The following is a 1,265-nucleotide window of genomic DNA, read 5'->3' on the forward strand; positions in this document are numbered from 1 at the left end:
ATGAGGTGGAGAAACAGGATAGTGTTCTGTTTCATAAGCTTCAATTAACAAAACAAGAGTTTTCATTCTATCAAATTCTGGAGTATTAACTTCTGGCTGCTTATCAAACATTGCAGACACAATCTCTAAGGCTTCTTGGTAATCTCTCTCTGTACGAATTGGTTTGATATTCATTTCTTAAATTCCTTTAGTTCTACAGTATTGGCATCAATCATATTAAATTGTAACATTTTTGTTGACGTATGTCACTTAATACATTACATTTTATTTAAAATAAAATTGTTGAGTTTGTTATGATCAAAACATTTAAAAATAAAGACCTCCAATCTCTCTGGGAAACAGGAAAAAGTAAGATTGATAGCAGGCTTCAACAGCGTATTATTCGCCGTCTTGATGCCCTTGACGCTGCTTCTCAAGTTAGTGATATCAATGTACCAGGTTATAATTTTCATATGCTTAAAGGCTTTACTCCAACTCGCTACACAATTCATATCAATGGTCCTTGGTGTATCACTTTTGAATTTAAAGACAGACACGTTTACCATGTTGATCTAGAGCAATACCACTGAAGGTTTTAAGATTTGTAAAGGAAACTATCCATGACCACACGTAATCCTAATCGTTGTCCTTCTCATCCAGGAGAAATTTTAGCTGAATCCTTAGAACATTTAAATGCAAGCAAAACCGAAATTGCTAGGATTCTTCAAATATCACGCCAGCACTTGCACGGTATCCTTAAAGGAGAACGTCCAGTCACAGCCGTAACAGCAGCTCGCATTGGTAAATTGTTAGGAAATGGACCAGCCCTTTGGCTACAGCTTCAAGCCAATTATGATACATGGCATGCCTTGAGGGACATTGATGTCTCTTCTATTCCAACATTAACAGCTAATAAAGTGGATATACAAATGGAACAGAGCCATTAACCACCTCCCCGCCTCAAAGACGAGGAGATAAAATCATGTTTTTAACTTAAGCTACTTTTACAACAGGGCTTACTAAAACTCGCTTGGCTTCTTCAACAAGCGTTTTATAATGTTTGCTCTCTTCTGCTAATGTAAAGGCTTTAACAAGATGCATGTGAAGCGGTCCATAAATATAAACAGCTTTTTCAGTAGGTCCCATTTCATCCCAGTTGCTTGGAAAATCAAAGCGTGTATCACGGTCATTATCAATTAATTGGTTTTTTAAATCATAGAAAGCTTTGATGAGGGCTTTTTTGAATGCACGCACCGTATCATTGTTACGCATATAGGTCATGAGTA

General features: G+C 36.7%; 2 protein-coding genes and 1 pseudogene. 2 read left to right on the plus strand and 1 reads right to left on the minus strand.

What is annotated here, in order from left to right; genetic code table 11:
- Positions 1 to 293: 293 nt before the first annotated feature.
- Positions 294 to 569, plus strand: a complete 276-nt coding sequence (locus ACFILT_RS08725; RefSeq protein WP_273791641.1) for a type II toxin-antitoxin system RelE/ParE family toxin — start codon at positions 294 to 296, stop codon at positions 567 to 569.
- 30 nt (positions 570 to 599) lie between these two features.
- Complete coding sequence (locus tag ACFILT_RS08730) at positions 600 to 926, plus strand: HigA family addiction module antitoxin (protein WP_273791640.1); 327 nt, start codon at positions 600 to 602, stop codon at positions 924 to 926.
- Positions 927 to 972: 46 nt separating this feature from the next.
- Here the strand turns inward: ACFILT_RS08730 and ACFILT_RS08735 are convergent.
- A pseudogene (locus ACFILT_RS08735) lies at positions 973 to 1,265 on the minus strand (hypothetical protein); the annotation flags it as partial.

Source organism: Bartonella sp. AP7XZML (assembly GCF_042195745.1).
In the GTDB taxonomy this organism is placed as follows: Bacteria; Pseudomonadota; Alphaproteobacteria; order Rhizobiales; family Rhizobiaceae; genus Bartonella.

Excerpts from the sequence above, each read along its gene's own strand:
- ACFILT_RS08725 (WP_273791641.1), top strand. The coding sequence starts at position 294 with ATGATCAAAACATTTAAAAATAAAGACCTCCAATCTCTCTGGGAAACA.
- ACFILT_RS08730 (WP_273791640.1), top strand. The coding sequence starts at position 600 with ATGACCACACGTAATCCTAATCGTTGTCCTTCTCATCCAGGAGAAATT.